The organism is Sorangiineae bacterium MSr11367, assembly GCA_037157805.1.
In the GTDB taxonomy this organism is placed as follows: domain Bacteria; phylum Myxococcota_A; class Polyangia; order Polyangiales; family Polyangiaceae; genus Pendulispora; species Pendulispora rubella.
Window position 1 is genome coordinate 10,062,328 of the sequence record CP089983.1, and the last position, 20,084, is coordinate 10,082,411.

The following is a 20,084-nucleotide window of genomic DNA, read 5'->3' on the forward strand; positions in this document are numbered from 1 at the left end:
GATTAAACGAACTCCGCGGAGGGCAGAAGGCTGGCGAGCTCCTCGTCGAGAAGGCTCTGAATGGTCTCGTGGCTCGCACCGGCGAGCGCGCCAAGCGCGTTGGCCTCGGCGCGCGCGGTCTGCACGGTGTCCCCGGGCGGAAAGAGGACGCCGAGCAGGTGCTCGGTGAGCCGCTGCAACGTAGGGTGATCGTAAATGAGCGTCTTGGGCAGCCGCTGGGCGAGATCGCGCGAGAAGCGGTTCGCGATGGTGACGGCTAGCAGCGAGTCGAGCCCGAGCTCGACGAGACCTTGGTCGGGCCGTACGTCGGTGCCGGGGTGCATGCCCATGGCGGAGAGCACCACCGCGCGCACGTGCCCGTAGAGCACCTTGGCGCGCTGTCCGGCGGGCGTGGCCGCCAGCACGGCGACGATGGGATCGACGGCGCTCGGCTTCTTTTCTTCGGCACGCGCAAGCCGCTCGAGAAAGCGCTCGAGCAGCGGATGCCGTTCGAGCACCGTTTTCCAATTCGCGTCCACCACCGTAACGTCCGTCGCGCCGTCGCGAAGTGCGCCCTCGAGGGCGTCCAGCGCGAGCTCCTGCGCCATGGTGTCGAACCCGCGGCCTCGAAGCTGGGCCATCACCGCATCGGAAGCCATGGAGCTCTCGGCCCACGCGCCCCAATGCACGCACACGGCACGCAGCCCGAGGGCCCGGCGATGTTCGGCGAGGCCTTGCAAAAAGGCGTTCGCCGCCGCGTAGCTCGTCTGCCCCGCCGCCCCCAGCACCGCGGTGGCCGACGAGTACAGAACGAAGTGCTGCAGGTTCATGTCCTTGGTGAGCCGGTGCAGGTTCCATCCGCCCTCGACCTTGGGCGACAGAACGCGGTCGAACGCTTCACGGCTCGAGCCCGCGAGCAAGCCATCCTCGAGCACGCCCGCAGCATGGAACACGCCTCGAAGCGGCGGCGCCGATGCGCGCAGCTCCTCGAGCGCCCGGGCCAGATCGCCCGCGTCGGCGACGTTCGCCTGCACGGTCATCACGCGTGCGCCTTTCGCCTGCAGTGCGGCGATCGCGCTTCGCTGCTCGGCGTTGGGTGCGCGCCGTGCGACGAGGGCCAACGTTTTTGCGCCCGAGGACACGAGCCGTTGGGCTGTGGCGAGACCGAGAGAGCCCAGCCCACCGGTGACGAGGAAGGTGCCCTCGCCATCGAGGGGCGCGGGGCTTGGCAGCGCGTACGCGGTGAGCCGTGGAACGTGCCATTGACCCTTTCGCCACGCCGCTTGCCGCTCCGCCGGCGCACCGGCGAGCCGCGCAAGAACGGCGGTGGCCTCACCGTCGTGCGGCGACGCGGGAAGATCGAGCAAGGTCGCGCCGAGGCTTGGCTCTTCGTGCGCGAGCGCGCGACCGAAGCCCCAGAGCGCGGCGAGTTCGGGAGAGACCTCCGCGTCGCCGTCCAGGTGCATGGCGGCACGGGTGAGGAAGGTGACACGGGGACGGTGCTCCGTGTCGAGCAGCCGTTGCACGAAGGCGCGCGCGGCCTGAAGCGAGGGAAGCGCGAGAAGCACTTCGTCGACGTCGAAGGAGCCCGCCGCGCAGACGCCACCGGAAGCCTGAATGGCCGCGCGAAGGTGCTCGGCCAGCGCGCCATCGTCCGCGACGAGGTGGTAGCGTTTTGGCGCGACCGCCGCCGACGGCGTCGCATCGGGGATCCACTCGGTGCGGTACGTGGAGGCCGTCTCGTGAAGTGCGAGCCAGTGGCGTTGTCGCTGCCAGGGATAGGCGGGAAGCGACCAACGCCGGTCCGCCCTGCCTACGAGTCGCGACCAATCCGGCTCGATGCCGTGGACGTAGAGCGATGCCACCGCCGAGAGCAACCCGCGCCGATCGTCCTGCCCGCGACGCATGCCATACGCCGTCGGTGCATCGGTGATGTACGGGGTGAGCGCCGGGTGCGGTCCAAGCTCGAGAAACGCATTCGAGCAACCGTCCGCGTGCGCGCCGGCAATGGCCTCCGCGAAGCGCACCCGCTCGCGCATGTTCTTGGCCCAGTATTCCGGCGTGCCCACCGCGTCGCGTTCGCGCTGGCCGGTGACCGTCGAGAAAAACGGAATGCGCGGCGCCTTGGGCCGCAGTCCTTGCAGTTCGCCAACGAGCTCGCCTTGCAACGCGTCCATCTGCGGACTGTGGAAGGCATAGGCCACCGCGAGCTTCTTGCATCGCGCACCGCGTGCCTCGAGCGCGCGAAGCACCTTCTCCAGGGCCTCGGGGTACCCCGAGAGCACCACGTCACGTGCGCCGTTGTGCGCGGCGATGACCACCGAGGGGTGCGCTTCGAGAAAGGCGGCGGCTTCGGCGAGCGGCCATGCCACGGAGGCCATGGCGCCCAGGCCCGCCGTGCGCTCCATCAAGCGCGCACGGTGGTGCACCACGCGGGCCGCCTCGTCCAAAGTCAAGATGCCCGCCGCCCAGGCCGCGGCCACCTCGCCGACGCTATGCCCCACGACCGCGTCGGGGCGGATCCCCCAGTGCGCGAGCGTCTTCGTCAGCGCGATCTGCAGCCGAAAGATCGCCGGTTGCGCCACGTCGGTCCGCTCGAGCGGTCCCTCGGCGCACGCCCGGCCCGACACGCGCTGAAAGGCGGCGTCCACCTCCGCCGCGGCCTCGCGAAAGACGGCCTCGGTTCGCCAGAGCTCGCGGCCCATCTCCAGCCAGGGCTGTCCTTGGCCCGTGTAGACGAACACGCATCGCGCGTTCGGGCGCTTGCTCCCGTACACCACGTCGGGGTGCGGGCGCCCTTCCGCGAAGCTGCGCAGCGCCTCCGCCGCACCGGCGCGACCGTCGGCGAGCACGACGAGTCGTTCGTCGAGGTGATCGCGGTGAAGGGCCCGCAGCGCGGCGACACCTTCCACGGTGAGCGCAGGGTCCTTCGCGGTCTCGAGAGCCTGAGCATGCCGTACGGCCATCTGGCGCCGCGCCTCCGCATCGCGTGCCGACAGCGCAAGCAGGTGCGGCGATGCGGGAACCTCCGTCGCCTCGAGTGCGCGCGCAGGCGCCTCCTCGAGCACCACGTGCGCATTGGTTCCGCCGAAGCTGAACGCGCTCACACCGGCCATGCGCGGTCCCGCCCAGGGACGCGTCTCGTTCGCGAGCTCGATGCCCGGTGCCAGGGTGAGATGCGGATTCTGCGCCTGGAAATGCAGATTGCGCGGGATGGTGCCATGGCGGAGCGCCAGCACGACCTTGATGAGCCCCGCGATGCCCGCCGCCGGCTCCAGGTGCCCGATGTTCGTCTTCACCGCGCCGAGCACGCAATGCGCCGTGTGCCCGCCGAAGACTTCGTGGATGGCCTCGACCTCGATGGGATCGCCCAGCGAGGTGCCCGTGCCGTGCGTCTCCAGGAAGGACACGTCGGCGGGGCTCACACCGGCGCGGGCCAGCGCCTGGCGGATCACGGCTTGCTGGGCCGCTCCGTTCGGCGCCGTCAGGCCATTGGTCTTCCCATCCTGGTTGATCGCGCTCCCGCGGATGACCGCCAAAATGCGTGCGCCACCGTGCTCGGCGTCGACGAGGCGCTGGAGCACCACCGCCCCGCTCCCCTCGCCGCGCACGAACCCGTCAGCGCGGGAGTCGAACGTCTTGCAGCGGCCATCGCTCGCCATCATGCCCCAGCGCGAAAGGCTCACCGTGAGGTGCGGCGTGAGCACCAGGTTCACACCGCCGGCCAGCGCGAGATCGCACTCTTTGGCGCGCAAACTCTGGCAGGCCAAGTGCACCGCCACGAGCGACGACGAACACGCCGTGTCCACCGCCACGCTCGGGCCGGTGAGGTCGAGCAGGTACGAGATTCGGTTGGCGATGATGCAGTGCGCGGAGCCCGAGCTCGCGTAGGCGTCCACGTCCCGAAGGCTGCGGAACTGGTGCCAGACGTAGTCGAAGTTGGACACGCCGACGAAGACGCCGGTCGCCGTTCGGCGCAGCGACGCCGTGGGCAGCCCGGCATCTTCCAGCGCCTCCCACGCCGTCTCCAGGAAGAGACGCTGCTGCGGATCCATGGCCGCCGCTTCGCGCGGCGTGATGCCGAAGAACTCCGCGTCGAAGCGCTCGACGTCCTCGAGAAAGCCTCCCCATCGGGTGGCCATCTTCCCCGGCGTCTCCTTGTCGGGGTGATAGAACGCGTCCGCGTTCCAGCGCCCGCGAGGGATCTCCGAGATGGCGTCGCGGCCCTCGACGAGCAGCTGCCAGAATGCATCGACATCGGGCGCCCCGGGAAAGCGGCCGGCCATGCCCACGATGGCGATGGGCTCGTCGGCCGTGCTTGCCGCCCCTGCGAGCAGCTCCGCGAGGAGGGTTCTCTGTTCGGGGGTGAGGCTTTCCACCACCTCTTGAAGCTCATTCAGCATCGACATCGGCCTGGTTCCTGGGAGAGGGAGGCTTCAAACGCTTCAAACGCGACAGAGCACCGAGCAACGCTGCGCCATCGTGCGCGTCGATGCGGGGGGCGGGCGGCGCCACCTCGGCGGGTGCCGCCTCGGCGGGCGCGACGAGCGAGAGCTTCGTCTCCATGAAGCCGCCGAGCGCATCCAGGTTGGGATGGTTGAACACCATGGTCGGAGGGAGCCGCACGCCGAGGGCTCGCTCCAAGCGGTTGCGGAATTCCAACGCCATCAGCGAGTCGACGCCCATCGCGCTGAAGTTCTGCTGGCGATCCATCGAGGCAGGATCGCGGCGCAGCACGGCGGCCATCTGGCTCTGCACCCAGTGGCGCAACGCCTCACGCTGCTCGCGCGCATCGGTCATCGCGCGGAGTCGCTCGAGGATCGGCACCTCGGCTTCGGCACCGGCTTGGAGCGCGCCGCGCACGAGATCCTTGAACAACGACGCGCGCGCCATTTCCGGGTGGTGCGCGAACCAGCGCGCCAGGCGAATCGGCAAGATGGCCAGGTTGGGGCGCGTCTGGGAAAGCGCGCGCTCGAAGGCCTGAAGGCCCAGGGCGGGCGAGATGGACACGAGCCCTTGCTCCTGCAGGCGCTGTCCGCGCTGCGCGCTCGAGGCGGCGAGGCCCACCTCGTCCCAGATGCCCCAGTTGATCGACAGCGCGGGAAGGCCTGCCTCCCGGCGCTGCACCGCCAAGGCATCCATGAAAGCATTGGCGGCAGCGTAGTTCGCCTGCCCGGCCGCCCCGAGCAAGGCCGCGCCCGCGGAGAACAGAACGAAGAAGTCCAAGCTTCGATGACGGGTGTGCTCGTGGAGAAGCTGCGTACCCACGACCTTGGGCCCCGCCACGCTGGCAAAGCGCCGCGCGTCCTGCTGGTACAAGGTGGCGTCATCGAGAACGCCAGCCATGTGCAGAACGCCTCGAAGCGGCGGAAGGGCGCCGTCCATCTCGCGAAAGAGCCCCGTGACCGCGTCGGCCTGGGCCATGTCCACTTGGCGGACCCACACCTCCGCGCCGCGCGCGCGCAGTCCCTCGATGCGAGCCTCTGCATCGGGCGACGCCGCACGCCGGCCCACGAGAACGAGGGTGCGCGCACCACGGTCCACGAGCCAATCGGCAAAGGTGAGGCCCAAGCCGCCGAGGCCTCCGGTGAGAAGATAGGCCCCGTCCCCGTGGATCGCCGCCCCCTTTGCGGCCGCGGAGGAAGCGCGCGCGAGCCGCCGCACGAAGCGCTTTCCTTCACGCAGCACGATCTCGTCTTCGTCGTCGCCGGCATAGAGCTCACGCACCAGCGCCTTCGTGTCCTCGGGGCCCGAAAGCTCGATGCGCACGCAGCGAAGCCTGGGCAACTCCGTGGCGATGACCCGGCCGACCCCCTGCAGCGATGCAGCGGCAAGCGATCCCGCGGCCGTGACGAGGACCAGCTTGGGCTCACGCCCCTCGGTTCCCTGAAGGAGCCGCGCCTGCTGGACGGCCTCGAGGTACAACTCCGAAAGTGGCGCGTCCGCGCGCTGGAAGGGGCGCAGATCGATCACGCCGAGCGATGGCTCCTTCGCGGAGTCGACGACGCGTGCACCGCGCTCCTTCAGGTGGGCGACCACCTGCGCGTGCAGCGCATCGGCCGCACCGAGAACGGCCCACGCTCCGGCCTCCGCGGTCCCCTCGCCCGCGAGAGGCACTTCCCGCAGCGACGGCTCGAAGAACCACTGGCCCACGTCATCGAGGCCATCGGCATCCCTGCGAAGCAAGGTCAAACCGCGCGTCTCCACGAGCACCCGCCCCGACGCGTCGAGCACGAGCACGTTGCCCCGGGCGGTGGTGCCATCCTCGACGACCTCCGCCGTCGCACGAACCCACGCCGCGGTCCCCGCAGCGTCGAACACGGTCGCGTGCTCGATGCCCAGCGGGATCCAGGTATGCGAGGCATGCTCGCTCTGCGTCAGCAGCGCAGCCACCGCTTGGTGCGCGGCATCCCACGACGCGGGATGAAAGACGTGCGCCTCCGGGTCGAGCTCCTCGCTGGCACGCAACCGTCCCCATGCCTCGCCCGGGGCGAGATGAACTTCGGCAAGCCCCTGAAAACGCGGTCCGTAACCGAGGCCGCCCTCGTTCATCAGCCGGTAATGCGTCTTGCCGTCGCGCAACACGGCGCCGGCCGGGGGCACGACGAACACCGTTCGTTCCGCGTGGGCGGACTCATGCACCTGCACCCGGAAGGTCGCGTGCACCGTCCATTCGTCGGCTGCCGAGGCATCGCGGCTTGCAAGGGTCCCCTGCACGCCGTCTCCGCACACCAGCCCGAGCTGCATGCGACGTGGTTGCCCAGGCAACAACGTAAGCGCCTCGCGGAACGAGACGTCCGCCAGCGAGACGGCGCCGAGCCCCCACACGCTCTTGGCCGCCGAAAGGGCGAAATCCAAATACGCCGTCCCGGGCAGCACCGTCATGCCACGAACGCGGTGGTCCGTGACGAATGCCAGGCCATCCTCATCGACGTCGAATTCCCAATAGTGAGCCTCCGGCCCCGCCGCCGGACGAAATGCAGTCCCGAGCAACGGATGCCCTTCGGCGCGGCGCCGCGGACGCGACTTGGACAGCCAGAACTCGCGACGCTGCCACGGGTACGATGGGCCATCGACGAGCGTTCCCGCGGGCGGGCACACGTGGGAGAAGTCCACCGCGTGGCCCATCGCGAAGAGGCTACCCAGCGACGTCGCCAGGCTCGCGACCTCGTCCTCGTCCCTGCGCAGGCTGGGCAAGGCCACCGGCCCCTCGCCCTCGAAGGCGTCGATGGTCTTTTGAATCGCCGGCAGGAGCACCGGGTGCGGGCTGATCTCGAGAAAGGCCTGCACGCCGTCGGCGAGCAACGCTTCCAGGCGCTCGTGAAAGAGCACGGGACGGCGCAGGTTCTCTGCCCAATATTCGGCGTCGAGTTGCGCACCGTCGAGGATCGCACCGCGCGCGGTGGAGTAGATCGGCACGTGCCCGCGCTGCGGTCGCACGTGCGCGAGATCGGCGCGGATGCCATCGAGCAACGGGGCCATCTGCGCGCAATGCGACGCGTAGTCGACCTTGACCTTGCGGCAGAACACGCCGCGGGCATCCAGCGTCGCGAGCAGCGCGTCCATGGCCGAAGGCTCGCCCGACACGAGCACCGTGGACGGGCCATTGTACGCGGCAAGGGAGAGCGCATCGCCGTAGGGCGCCAGCACCTCGGCCGCCTCGGCGGCGCTCGACTCCACCAGCGCCATGGCCCCACGCCCGCGCGTCGCCTGCACGCGCTGGCTGCGGCGGCAGATCACCGCGGCCGCATCCTCGAGACGAAGTGCACCGGCCACGTACGCGGCGGCCACTTCGCCCATGCTGTGCCCGATCACGGCGTGCGGGCGAATGCCCCACGCTTCCCAATGCTTCGCCAGCGCCACCTGCACCGCGAACAAGGTGGGCTGCACCACGGACACCTCGGTGAACGGATCGGTCCCCGGCTTCGCATCGAGCACCTCCAAGAGCGAGAAGTTCGCCCACGGACGGAAGGCGCGCTCCACTTCGTGGATCGCCTCGCGAAAGGCGGCGCTGCTCTTCATGAGCTGCTGCCCCATGCCCACCCACTGCGAGCCCTGGCCGGGGAACACCATGGCGACCTTCACGCCATCCCGCGCCTCGCGCCCGAGAAGCACCGCGCCGGGCAACGCATGACCGCGCGCCGCGGCGTCGAGCTGCTGGAGCAGCTCCTCCTTGTTGCGAAAGGCAAACCACGCGCGCTGGCCGTGGTGCGTGCGGCGGCGGCACGCGGTAAAGCTCACGTCGGGAAGGCGAGCCTCGTCCAAGGCCGCCACGCTCGCGCGCACCGAGGCGAGCAAGGCCCCGAGCGCGCGCGGATGCTTCGCCGTCACGGGCAGAACGCCCACCGACGGAGACGGCACGGTATCGACCGGCGCAGGCGGAGCCTCTTCCAGCACCGCATGGGCGATGATACCGCTGAAGCCGAACGAGCTCACCCCCGCGAGCCGCTTGCGATCCGCGGCCACGGACCAAGGCACCGGCGCGGTGGGGATGACGACGCGCGCGGGATCGATCGCGATGACCGGATTGAGCTTCTCGAAGTGCAGATGCCGCGGGATGCGCTTCTCGCGAAGTGCGATCACGGTCTTGATGATTCCCCCGACCCCCGCCGCGGCCTCGGCGTGGCCGAAGTTGGTCTTCAACGAGCCGACGTAAAGCGGCGACGCGGCGTAGGCCGCCTGAATCGCGTGCAGCTCGATGGGATCCCCCAGCGGTGTGCCCGTGCCGTGCGCTTCGACGTAGGAGACGTCCTCGCTTCGAACGGCGGCATCCTTGAGCGCCGCGAGGATCACCTTCTGCTGCGCGCGCCCGTTGGGGACGGTCAGGCCGCTGGAAGCCCCATCCTGGCTGACCGCCGAGCCGCGGAGCAGCGCGTGGATGCGATCGCGGTCGCGCAGGGCATCGGAGAGCCGTTTCAACACGAGAAGGCCGCAGCCTTCCGCGCGCACGTAGCCGTTGGCGCGCGCGTCGAACGTCTTGCAGCGACCGTCGGGCGACAAGGCGCCGGTCTGCGAGAGATAAATCGTGGTCTCCGGCGCGAGCATCAAGCTGACGCCCCCGGCGAGCGCCAGGTGGCACTCGCGGTTGCGCAGGGCCTGCAGCGCGAGATGCACCGACACCAACGAGGACGCACACGCGGCGTCCACGGCCATGCAGGGCCCCTGCAGCCCATAGACGTACGACAGGCGGCCCGCCGCGACGTTCAAGTAGCTACCCGTCCCCGAATAGACGTCCAACGCTCGCGGATCTTCGGCCACGCGGGCGGCGTACTCCGAGAGCGTGATGCCCACGTAGACGCCAGTGGACGAACCGCCCAAGCTCGTCGTGGGGATGCCCGCGTCTTCGAAGGCCTCGTACGACACCTCGAGGAGGAGCCGTTGCTGCGGGTCCATGCTCTCGGCCTCCCGCGGCGAGATACCGAAAAAGTCGGCATCGAAGGTCTTCACGTCAGGGAGAAAGCCACCGCGCTTGGTGACCATCTTTCCCTTCGCGGAAGGATCCGGCGCGTAGTGCGCGTCCACGTCCCAGCGATCGGCCGGGACATCCCCCACGGCATCGACCCCGCCGTCGAGCAGGCGTCCGAAGCTCGCGAGATCATGAACGCCGCCGGGGTACCGGCAACCGATGCCCACGATGGCGATGGGCTCGCGCACGGCCGCGGCCTTGCTCTGTTCGAGTTGCCGTTCGAGAAGGGCGCGTTTTTGGGGGGACAGATTCTTGATGCGGTCGTCGATGGAATTCATGTCGGTTGAGCGAGCATTCGCTCGGCGTCGTCGTCGTTCACGTTTTCGACGAAGGCGAGGAGCGCCTCCAAGTCGTGGCCCTGCGTCTCATCCGCCGGCTCGGACGTCCATCCGAAGCAGTCGTGCAGGACGAGGTCGCAAATTTCTTTGAGCGTCGGATGATCGAACACCATGGTCGCGGAATAGCCCGTGCTCAGGAGCCGATTGAGTCGGATGGAGAACTCCACCGCGGTGACCGAATCGAAGCCCATGGAGAAGAGCCCTTGCTCGGCGCTGATGGTGGTGCGCGCATCCAGGCCGAGAACCTGCGCCGCCGTCTCGCGAAGAAGCGCCAGCACGCGTTCGCGTTGCTGCGCGACGGGCTCGCGCTGCCACTGGTCCTTGAGCGAGACCGGCGGCTCGACCTCGCGAGGGGGCGCCGGCGCCGGCGCGCCCTCGGCGAGAGCCGCCAGGAGCGGGCGGCGGCCGTTCATCTCGTAGATGGGCCGGAACGTGGCCCATTTCACGTCGGCCACGGCGGCGACGGTCGCGCGCGAGGCGAGAAGGTCCTCCAGGGCATCCAGCGCGCGCTCGGGCGCCATCGCACGCAAGCCGAGACGGGTCCAGCTTTGGCGCCTTTCCGCGGTGGTCATGCCTTCTGCGTCCCACATGCCCCAACACACGCTGAGCGCGGGCAGGCCGAGCCCACGCCGGTGCGCCGCCAAGGCATTGAGGAACTCGTTCGCCGCCGCGTACGGCGCCAAGCCCGAGGAACCCCACACCGAGGCCGCCGACGAGTACATGACGAAGAAGTCCAGCGGGTGCTCGAGCGAAAGCTGGTGTAGGCACCACGCGCCCGCCACCTTGGGTGCCAACGTCTCCGCGAGCAGCACCTGGTCTACCTCGGCGAAGGGCACGTCGCGTGAAACACCGGCCGCGTGCACGATGCCCTTGAGCGGCCGTTTCCAGGACTCGAACAGGGCCCGCATGGCCGCGGGATCGCTCACGTCGGCGGCATGGACCGAGACGGATGCACCGAGGTCCTCCAGCTCGCGGATCGCGTCCGCCCCCGGGGCTCGGCGCCCCACGAGCGCGAGATGCCGCGCACCGCGCTCGGCCAAGCGCTTCGCCGCGAGAAGCCCGAGGCCTCGCGTGCCGCCGGTCACGAGGTAGAGGCCCGCGGCATCCAGCTCCCAGGGCTGTGCGGAATGGCCCGCATCCTCCGAACGAGGGCGCAGCCGCAGCGCATACCGCCGATCGCCGCGCAGGGCGATTTGGTCCTCCCCGCCCGGATGAAGCATCGCCTCCACCAGCGGGGCGACCTCGTCGTGCGACAGATCGATGAGCCCTGCCATGGACCGCGGGGCTTCCAGCGCGAGCCCCCGCCCGAGGCCCCACACGGGCGCGGCGAAAGGTCGAACGGCATCCCCCGGCACCACGGCTTGTGCCCCGCGCGTGACGACCCACACCTTGGACGGCGACGACGCCTTTTCCAAGGCTTGAACGAGGCGCAGCAGCGAAAGGCAGCTCGACGCGACGTGGCTCTCTTCGTCGCTCTCCGGCACGTACACGACGAAGTCGACCCGATCGAACTCGGAGACCGCCACGACCGCGCGCACCGCATCCGGCGTCGCACGCGATACGGCGTGCCCATGCGCGTGCAAGTGCGCGCACAAAGCTTCGACGAACTCCGTGGCCGCGCCCACCACCAACCACGACGCCTTTCGCGGCGAGGCCGGGGGCACGGGCACATCGTCCCAATCGAGCGCGTGCACCCAGCTGCACCGGGCAGATTTGGCCGTATCGAGCCAATGGCGCCGATGTTCCCACGCGTAGTTCGGAAGCGCGATCAGGCTGCCCTGCCGCGGGCCGGAAAGCACGTCGGGCGATAGGCCAGCCGTGTAGAGCGCCGCCGGCACGGCGCGCAGGCACAGCGCTTCGTCCTGCTCGCGGCGAAGCGTGGCCACCGCCTGGGCGTGCGCATCGTGCGCCTGAAAGGACTCCCGCAGGTCGACATTCAACACCGGGTGCGGGCTCACCTCGAGGAACGCGTCATGGCCCTGCCCGATCAGTTGCGCCACGGCCTGCGCGAACACCACGGGCCGCCGCACGTTCTGGGTCCAGTGATCGCCGTGCGCGGTGCCCGGGGAGAGCTCCGCCCCCGTGACGGTGGAAACAATGGGAAGACGGGGCGCAGGCATGCGCACGCCCGCACCGAAAATGCCGTCCACGGCGCGCCGGAGCTCCTCGAGGATCGCATCGGCCTGGGGGCTGTGAAACGCATAGTCCACGGGCAACATCCGCGTGAACACGCCCTCGGCGCGAAGGGTCTGCACCATGGCTTCGAGCGGCGCAGCCTCGCCGGCCACCACCACGGAGCGCGGACCGTTCACCGCGGCCACGGAGAGCTCCACGCCGAGGCGCGCCTCTACATCCTCCGGCGCAAGGCCGATGGCCGCCATTTTCCCCGCGCCCGTCAGCCGCTGCATCAACCGGGCACGGTGGAACACCAGCGCCGTCGCCGCGGCGCGATCCATCAGGCCAGCCACGCACGCCGCGGTGATTTCGCCCACGCTATGGCCCACCACCGCCGCTGGCCGGATGCCCATCTCCTCGAGGCACGCCACCAGGGCCATCTGCACGGCAAAGAGGCACGGCTGCGCGATCTCCGTCGCATCGAGCTCGCGGCCGCTCTGCAGGCATTCCGCGATAGACCAGCCGGCGAGCGCGAGGAAGTCGCGATCGATCGCCGCAATCTCCGCAGCGAACCGCGGCGAATGCGCCATCAAGCCGCGCCCCATGCCGCGCCATTGGGATCCCTGGCCGGAAAACACGAACACGGGCCGCTCGGACTGGGCCGTCCCCACACCGCGGCTCCAACTCGGACCCGCGCGCCCTGCCAAAAAGGATTCCGCCGCCTCGAGCAGCCCCTCGGGCGAATCCACCGTAAAGGCGGCCCGGTGCTCGAAGTGATTGCGCCGTTGGAACGCCGTGTAGGCCATATCCTCGATGCGCGAATGGCATCCCTCGCGACGCAGCCAGCCCCCCAGCCGCTCCACTTGTTTGCGCAACGAGCGTTCACTCTTGGCCGATACGCAGACGAACGAAGCCCCCGCCGGCGCATTCTCCGTGCGGGGCGCCGGCTCCGGGGCCCCCTGCACAATCACGTGCGCATTGGTTCCCCCCGCGCCGAATGAGCTGACCGCGGCAAAGCGCTGATCCTTGGGCGTCGTCCAATCCGTGACCTCGCCGGCCAGGCAAAGCCGCGACCCTTCGAGTCGAATCAAGGGATTGAGCTGCCGGAAATTGCGATTGGGCGGAATCTGGCCATGCTGCACGGCCAATACCGCCTTAATGAAACCGGCAATGCCCGCGGCGCCTTCCAAATGGCCCACGTTGGTTTTCACGGCCCCCAGTACGCAGGCGCCCTCGCCCGCTGCCTTGCCGTACGTCTCGTTCAACGCCTCGACTTCGATGGGATCGCCCAACGAGGTCCCCGTCCCATGCGTCTCCACGTATCCGACGGCGCCCGCATCGACGCCGGCCACCTTCAATGCGCGGCGGATGAGCGTCTGCTGCGCGAGGCCATTGGGCGCGGTAATGACGCTGGTCGCACCGTCTTGATTGACCGCCGACCCCCTCACCACCGCGAGGATGGGATCGCCATGGGCGAGCGCATCGTCCAATCGTTTCAAAACGACGACGCCCGCGCCTTCGCCGCGCACGAATCCATTGGCGGAGGCATCGAACGTTTTGCATTCGCCATCGGGGCTGAGCATTCCCCACTTGGAATAGGAAATACTCAAGGTGGGGGACAAAACGAGGTTCACCCCCCCGGCGAGCGCAAAGTCACAATCGCGAACGCGAAGGCTTTGGCAGGCCTGGTGCACGGCCACGAGCGACGAGGAGCAGGCCGAATCGATGGCCATGCTCGGACCTTTGAGGTCCAAATGGAACGACAGGCGATTGGCCGCAAAACTATAATGGGTGCCCGTGCTGGCGTAAGCGTCGATGTTCGCCGGACTCTCTTGCACGGTGGCAAAGTAATCGTTGCCCATCAGGCCAATGAAGACACCGCCCACGTCATCCGAACGAAGCGAGGCCTGGGTCAAACCGGCATTCTCGAGCGCTTCCCACGCCACCTCTAGTAGCTGACGGTGTTGCGGATCCATGCGCCGCGCCTCACGCGGCGATACGCCAAAAAATGCGGCATCGAAGGCATCGACCCCGTCGATGAAGGCTCCTCGATCGCTGAGGATCGCCCCCGGCGCCGCGGGGTCTTCATCGTGGTAATGGTCGATGTCGAAACGATCGGCAGGCACGCGCGAAACGCCGCTTCGCCCCTGCATCAAGAGCTCCCAAAACCGATCGGGGTTCCGTGCCCCTCCGGGGAAACGGCAAGCGATACCCACCACCGCAATGGGCTCGATGTGTCCCGCACGCGTCGCGTGTTTCTCCTTCGTCTGGCGCAGTTTTTCCGCCAGCAATCGTCGGTTGGCCGGATCGAGCTTGTCCAACTTGTCGAGAATTCCGCTCATTCCCCGTAGAGGCTTTCTCTTCGTGCAATCCAAAGAACGAAGCACGATGAATCGAATTCGAACTTAGGTACTTGGGTTCGACTTTTTCTATTTTTGACACATGAAGTCAAATCAAAAATGGGAAATTCATTTTCCCATCCTGATGACATCGATCACGGCTACCGGAGACCACTGTTGCCTAGGCAACCGGAGTCCTCAATCCCATCTGCCGTTGCTACCTGCCGGGCAAGCGTCCGCGTCGCAAGGACATCGTTCGACGTGGAAAAGCCCGCTCGAAACATGGGAAACATCGGAAGGAGAATCGCTCGTGCACTGCCGCCTCGTAAGCTACGCGGCACGGGACGTGCGCGGTAGTCGTCCGAACGCGCGACACGGAAATCCCAATCAACGATAGGGGGCGACCTTGCAGACAAACCACGTCGTCGTTATGTCACCACACCATGCGCACATTCCCGGCGGGCTCCGAGCTTTTGAACCCATATTCCTTTTTCGAAGAGATGCGGCGGAATCATCCCGTCGCCTTCGACGAGCAAGCGGGCCTATGGGCCGTCTACCGTCATGCCGACGTGACGGCCATTCTCGGCGACCATCAAAACTTCCCCACGTCGACCATCGAGGAGGGCGTGTTGCCCGCCCCCGAGTGGCGGCGCCTCTTCAGCATCAACGCGTTCGATCCTCCTCATCATACGCGCCTTCGCAACCTCGCCCTGCGGGCCTTCACGCCGGCGGCCGTCGCCCGCCTGCAAGATCACATCACCACCATCGTCGATCGGTTGATCGACGCCGTCGCTGGAACGGGCCAGTTGGATCTGGTGGCGGACATCGCAGGCCCCCTGCCCACCATCGTCATTGCCGAAATGCTGGGGGTTCCCGCCGAGGACCAAGAGCAATTCCGCCGCTGGTCGGACGAAGTGGGCGAGCGGGCCAACGCCCTGGTGCTCGATCCGGAAAACGGTGTACGCCGTTTGAGTGACGCACTCTCCCCCATGGAGGACTATGTGCGGCGCGCCGTGGCGGAGCGCCGGAAGCAGCCCAAAGACGATCTGATGGGCAGCCTCCTGGCGGCGGAAATCGATGGGCAGTCGCTGGAGGAGCCCGATTTGGTGGCCTTCTGCATGCTCCTTTTGATCGCCGGCAACATCTCCACCACCCATATGATCGGCAATGGCATCCGCGCTCTGCTCGAGCATCCGGAGCAGCAAGCGCATTTCCTCGCCCACCCTGCCCAGATGCCCGGCGCCATCGAGGAGCTGCTTCGCTACGACTCACCGGTCCTCGCGGCACCGCGATGGATTCGCCACGACTACGAGCTGCGCGGCAAGAAGCTCGAACGCGGGCAGCGCGTCATTTGTTGGCTCGGCGCCGCCAATCGCGATGAGGACGCGTTCCCCGATCCGAACCGGCTCGATCTCACACGCAAGGCCGCGCGCCAGGTGTCGTTCGGCCACGGCGCCCACTACTGCTTGGGCGCACCGCTGGCCCGGCTCGAAGCACGCATTGCGCTGCCCGCCATTTTGCGGCGCCTGCCGGAGCTCGCACTCGTCGAAGGTACGGAGCTCGCACCGGTGCCGGGCTACCTTTTGCACGGCATGGTGAACATGCCCATGCGGTTCAAGGCGAGCTGACTCACCGCAGCGGCGGGCCGCGCACCCGAGAACGCTTCGCCATTACCTCGGAGGTCATGGCCAGCGTTCCCCGGGGCGGCTACGTTCTCGGGCGATGGCGGTGACGAGCGAAGAAAGCACGGTGGGAACGCTGCTGCGCGCGTGGCGAACGGCGCGGGGCAAGAGTCAGCTGGCGGTGGCGCTGGAGGCGGGCATCTCCTCCCGGCACTTGAGTTTCGTGGAGACCGGGCGCTCCAGCCCGAGCCGTGAGATGGTGCTCACCCTCGCCGAGACGTTGGAGGTCCCTTTGCGCGAGCGCAATGCCTTGCTCACCGCGGCAGGATTTGCCGCGGTCTATCGTGAGACGCCGCTCGATGCGCCGGTGATGAACGACGTGCGCGAGGCGCTGTCGCACATCCTTCGCGCGAGCGAGCCCAATCCCACCTTGGTGGTGAACCGCCGCTACGATCTGCTGATGGCCAACGACGCCGCGCAGCGCTTCACATCGTTCTTCGTGCCCGATTGGCGTGGGGGGCCGAACATCATCCGCATGCTCCTCGCGCCCGATGGCCTGCGCCCCTACGTGCAGAACTGGCACGAAATCGCCACCGACGTGGTGCACCGCACGCGCAACGAGCTCGCCTCGAGTCAAACCCGCGACGAGACCGACGAGGCTTTGCTCCGCGATCTCGTCACCGCCGAGGCCGAGCTGCGACGCGACGGAAAGCCGGCACGCGCCCCCTCGATCCTGGTCTCGATGAAGATGCGCAAGGGCGACGTCGCGCTCGACTTGTTCACGACGATCACGACGTTGGGCACGCCGCTCGACATCACGCTGCAAGAGCTGCGCATCGAGACACTGTTCCCCGCAGACGCGAGAGCCCGCGAAGCGCTGCTGCGCATCGTGGGCTCTGGGATGCAATGATGTCTCAGTGAACGGGCGAGTTCGAGACGCACTCGATGGTCGTATCGATCCGGAAACGCGATGCGGTGGTGTGGCGCTCGGCGTGGAAAAGATCCATCGGGTAGCGCTGCCCTTTGACGAGCCCTAGCCGCGCCGCCTCGTCGTCGAGGTTCACGGTGGCCAACAGCTCGGGGTGCAAGCCGCCGAGATCGATGGCGAGTTTGTCGTTGATGAAGAGCCAGAGATCGTCGTCGCCGCGGAAGGTGAATTCCTCGCCGCCTTTGTAGACGAAGGAGAAGTGCGCCTCGGTCGTGAAGGCGAAGTTGTGGTCGGCGCTTCCGTTTTGCGGTTTCGGGCCATTTCCCCAACCTTTGCCGTCGATGGGGAAGAATGTTCGATCGTCGAAGACGTAATGTTTCGCCCCGGCGTCGGTGACCGTTTCCTTGAGCTCGAGAGGAACGGTGATGCGCTTGTTGGCGTTCAGGCCATTGCCGTCCACGTCGTGGTACCAGGACTCGAACGCCACCTTCGACGTCGTCTCGAACTTGTTCGGCTGGTTGGGATAGTGGTGCGGTCCGTCGCCCACGTACGCCGGTTTGCGATCGGGCAAACTCAGGTCCGCGGCCACGATGCCCGTCGTGGCCTCATCTCCCTGATAATGCTCGAAATCCGGATGGCCCGCGGGGTTGTCTTTGCACCCGTCCAGGTCCGCCTGCTCGCCTCCCGTAATTTGAGCATTGCACGGTTTGAAGTCGCGAATCACCGCCTGGATGACGTGCTCGCACTCCCCACCGTCGCCACCTCCGCCGCCATCTCCGCCAATGCCCCCGTCGCCGATGCCCCCGCCGTTATCGGATCCATCGCCGCCCAGGCCACCATCTTTCTTCGTATTGTCGAACTCCGACCCGTCCGACCCGCAGGCCATCAAGTACGCGCCGCCACCGACGGCGGAAATGAACAACACGGAAGCCAAGATTCTCGAGCGGTACATAACCGATCAAGTTATCGCGCTTCGATAACCGAACAACGAGAAAATAGCTGTGATCGTATTGTCACGGTGCCAGAGTAGGACGGCGTCGCCGCAACCAACCGTTACGAACGAAACGCCGTCCAGGCGCGAGACCCCAACTTGGGTGATCAGACCCCAATTCAGTGAACGGGCGGCTCGTTGTCGAGGCACTCGATGGTCGTGTCGACGACGAAGTTGGACAGGTCCGTGTGACGCTCCGCGTGGAACAAATCCATGGGGTAGCGCTGCCCCTTCGTGAGACCCAAGTCGTCCACTTTGACCTCGCCACGCCGTGACGGGTGAAGGCCACCCAGGTCGATGACCAGCTTCTTGTTGATGAAGAGCCAAAGGTCGTCGTCGCCGTTGAACGTAAAGACTTCGCCGCCTCGGTACACGAAGGTCAGGTGGACCTCGGTCGTGAATCCGTAGTTGTGCGGGCGGTTGCCATTCTTGTCCGCCGGGGCGTTGCCCCAACCCGTCTTCACGCCGCCTTTGTCGTCGACGGGATAAAATTGATTCGGCGCAAAGCGATAGTGCCCCGGGGTCGACGTCTCCTCGAGGGTAATCGGGTACTCGATGGCAATGTTGACCCCGGCCGTGTCGCGGTACCACTCATTGAAGCGATTCCTGTCGGTGGTCTGCGGCCTATTTTGATCGTTGTTGTAATAGTGAGGACCATCCACGAATACGGGCTTGAGATCGGCACCGAGGACCTCTTCGACGATCCCCTCCGTCGGTCCTTCTCCCGTGTAATGCTCGAAATCCGGATGCCCGATGCTGGTCGAACAACTCCCACCAAACGTCTCGGAGCACGGCTTGAAGTCGCGAATGATCGCCTTGACGGTGCGGTTGCACGGCCCGGCGTCGCCACCGCCGTTGCCACCCTCTTGATTGAGGCTACCATCGCCGAAGCCGCCCCCGAGATCGGCGTCGCCACCGCGAACGCCACCGCCGTCGTCTTTCTTGGTGTCGTCGAACTCCGAGGAGTCCGAGCCGCACGCCATCAAATAGGCACCGCCAGCAAGGGCGGAAAGGACCAACATCGAAGCAAGGATTCTCGAGCGGGACATGGCCGCCCACGTTATCCGGCTTCGATATCCGAACAATGACAAAACCGCCGTGATCGCATTGTCACGGAGCCAAACGTAGGACGCTCTTCTACGATTGGCGACGGCGTGTGCGACGAACCATGACGGACGCGATGCCCAATGCCATCAAGCCCACAGCGGCGCCCATCGACCGCGATGATGAAAGGGGACTGGCTGAGCATCCGCCGCCGCCGTCACCACCCGATCCATTGTTGGTCGGCCGGCCCGTTTCGACCTGGGCGCTGTAGCCGGATTCGGTAAATGCACGTTCGATGAGGCTCTTGAACGGCGATGTCTGCGTGTAGTCGTTGTCGGCGTTCGTGCAGCCGTCGGCCGGATTCGTCGCATCCTTGCCGTTACCTCCCCGGGAGACGACGCCGATGAGCGCATTGGTGTCCTCCGAGAAGGCTGGGCCGCCGCTGTCACCGGAACATGTCGACTCGCCAACGAGGAAGTCGTTGCCAGGAACGTCGACCCGATCGTCCGAATAAGGCCCCACCTGCAAAATCGGGATGCCGGTGCGCTGCTGACGCTGCGACGGGCGCTGCGTGTCGAGTGTGACACCCCACCCCACGGCGGTAATTTTCTCGCCCTTGCCCGCCTGCGAATCGAGCCGGATGGTCGCGAGCGGCGCCGACACATTGTTCTCGAGCAGGAGCAGTGCGAGGTCGTGACCACACACCGCGGTGGCGTCATCGTGAAAGATCTTTTTCCCGCGGGCGCTGGGTTGCGCGGGCGCCGTGCCATTGAGGACCGGCCGAGATGTCCCCGTGAAGACGTACAAATCGGACGGCTTGTGGTCGGCGCCAACCTCCCCACCGCCGTTTCCGTCGTTCTGCACCTTGCCGTTCTTATCGCAATAGAACGGCTGCTTTCCGGTCGCGGAAACGCAGTGGCGCGCAGTGACGAGCAGGTTGGGCGCCACCAAGGTGGCCGTACACGTCTCGCCACCACCTCCATTTGCGAGGTGCACGAGCATCACGACCGAATTTTGCGACGCGGGGGACGCAGAACCCGAGATGATCGGCTGGGAGGTGGAGCCGGTATCTTCCTCGGCGTTGGAGGAAGAAGCGTACGCCGCCGTCAGAGCGGCCGCGAGTAGGGGAAGCAAGTAAGAAGAGCGCGGTTTCGGCATGTGGAGGAATTTCCGTAGCACAAGGTTTGACGGCGGCCATTCCGAGGTGCCAGCCCGTACCGTGGCGCCGGTGTGTCTTGGAGAACGCGGCCGGCTCGGCGGGT

General features: G+C 67.1%; 8 protein-coding genes. 2 read left to right on the top strand and 6 right to left on the bottom strand.

Annotated elements, in window-relative coordinates:
- Positions 1-2 precede the first annotated feature (2 nt).
- From LVJ94_38750 to LVJ94_38760, 3 genes are read right to left on the bottom strand one after another with little or no spacing between them, the layout of a single operon-like run.
- A complete protein-coding gene (locus LVJ94_38750; GenBank protein WXB02835.1) occupies positions 3-4,388 on the bottom strand; it encodes a type I polyketide synthase in 4,386 nt (1,461 codons plus the stop codon).
- Positions 4,372-9,723, bottom strand: coding sequence for an SDR family NAD(P)-dependent oxidoreductase (locus tag LVJ94_38755; protein ID WXB02836.1), 5,352 nt, complete (start codon positions 9,721-9,723; stop codon positions 4,372-4,374). The genes LVJ94_38750 and LVJ94_38755 overlap by 17 nt, the downstream gene beginning before the upstream one ends.
- Complete coding sequence (locus LVJ94_38760) at positions 9,720-14,240, bottom strand: type I polyketide synthase (protein ID WXB02837.1); 4,521 nt, start codon at positions 14,238-14,240, stop codon at positions 9,720-9,722. The genes LVJ94_38755 and LVJ94_38760 overlap by 4 nt, the downstream gene beginning before the upstream one ends.
- A gap of 440 nt (positions 14,241-14,680) precedes the next feature.
- Between LVJ94_38760 and LVJ94_38765 the strand changes: the two genes are divergently transcribed.
- Together LVJ94_38765 and LVJ94_38770 are read left to right on the top strand one after the other, a co-directional pair.
- A complete protein-coding gene (locus tag LVJ94_38765) occupies positions 14,681-15,865 on the top strand; it encodes a cytochrome P450 (protein ID WXB02838.1) in 1,185 nt (394 codons plus the stop codon).
- Between the two features lie 94 nt (positions 15,866-15,959).
- Positions 15,960-16,769: a helix-turn-helix transcriptional regulator gene (locus tag LVJ94_38770; GenBank protein ID WXB02839.1), complete on the top strand. Its 810-nt coding sequence runs from the start codon at positions 15,960-15,962 to the stop codon at positions 16,767-16,769.
- Positions 16,770-16,773: 4 nt separating this feature from the next.
- On the opposite strand, the gene LVJ94_38775 is transcribed toward LVJ94_38770, so the two are convergent.
- The 3 genes from LVJ94_38775 to LVJ94_38785 form a co-directional block, all read right to left on the bottom strand.
- Entirely contained in the window at positions 16,774-17,712 is a 939-nt protein-coding gene (locus LVJ94_38775) for a fibro-slime domain-containing protein (protein WXB02840.1), read from the bottom strand.
- Between the two features lie 185 nt (positions 17,713-17,897).
- The gene (locus LVJ94_38780) at positions 17,898-18,800 is read right to left on the bottom strand and encodes a fibro-slime domain-containing protein (GenBank protein ID WXB02841.1); all 903 of its coding nucleotides are present in this window, start codon (positions 18,798-18,800) and stop codon (positions 17,898-17,900) included.
- Between the two features lie 115 nt (positions 18,801-18,915).
- Positions 18,916-19,980 (bottom strand): trypsin-like serine protease, encoded by a 1,065-nt coding sequence (locus LVJ94_38785; protein WXB02842.1) that lies wholly within the window; start codon positions 19,978-19,980, stop codon positions 18,916-18,918.
- Positions 19,981-20,084 lie beyond the last annotated feature (104 nt).